Genomic DNA, 839 nt, shown 5'->3' on the forward strand with positions numbered 1-839 from the left:
ACAGGTCTTGGCGAGGCTCAGGAACGCGTCGCGGCAATCCCGGCCGGTCTCACTCCGGGTTCCGGCGCTGATCTTCCGCCGCGTGACGTGACCGCGGATGTCGTTTTCCGAACCATTGGTGTGGAGCGGGATTTCCGGCCGTTCCAGCACCATCAGTAGTTCGGCCTTGTTGGCGTGCAGCCGCGCCAGCAGACGGTCCAGCGTCACGAAGCCGGTGCGGCAGAGGAAGATACGGTCGAAGCGGGTCCGTAACGCCCGAGCCTGCCGCTTGCCCGGTTTTTGCTGGTACGCTTTGAGGTCCGCGTAAAAATCCCAGATCAGGCCACGAACCCGCGTTTGAGCGGCGCGATGCTGGTCGTTGAACGTGTCCAGTTTATGCACCAGCCGTTCCGCGTGGACCCAGCACAACGCGTGCCGGCCGATATTGAATTGTCCGGCGTCGTCGCTCAGAATAACGGCATCGCACAGAAATTCATGCGCCTGAACGCTGCCCCATAGCGCCGCTTCTGTGGCAACCCGCACTGGGTTAGGCGTGACCGCCAATGCGGTGAAGCCGAGCCGCTCGAGAAAAGCCGTCCACGCCGGCTGATCAGCGAACCGAGTCTGTGGGCTCGCCGCCAGAAGGGCGATCGTCGCGGCGGGAAGACCATGATCGCGCATGTAGGTGTAGGCCGCGTCATTGAGCACGTAATCGGTATGCCCGGCACGGAGCAGATCAAGAAAGTTCATCCGGTTCTTCGAGGACCGCGTGCGGAACCAGGTGAACCACTCATTGCCGATCTGCGTGCAAAACCCGTTCTTTGCGGCATGCCGTGCACCGGTGTCGTCCACACTGACCC

Annotated in this window: 1 protein-coding gene; it reads right to left on the reverse strand. The window is 62.3% G+C overall.

Going from position 1 to position 839, the window contains the following annotated elements:
* The coding region (locus tag RT91_RS19780; protein ID WP_240314393.1) for a transposase at nt 1-729 on the reverse strand (729 nt) is incomplete at its 3' end.
* Nucleotides 730-839 lie beyond the last annotated feature (110 nt).

It is taken from the genome of Acidiphilium sp. JA12-A1 (genome assembly GCF_000724705.2).
Lineage (GTDB): Bacteria > Pseudomonadota > Alphaproteobacteria > Acetobacterales > Acetobacteraceae > Acidiphilium > Acidiphilium multivorum.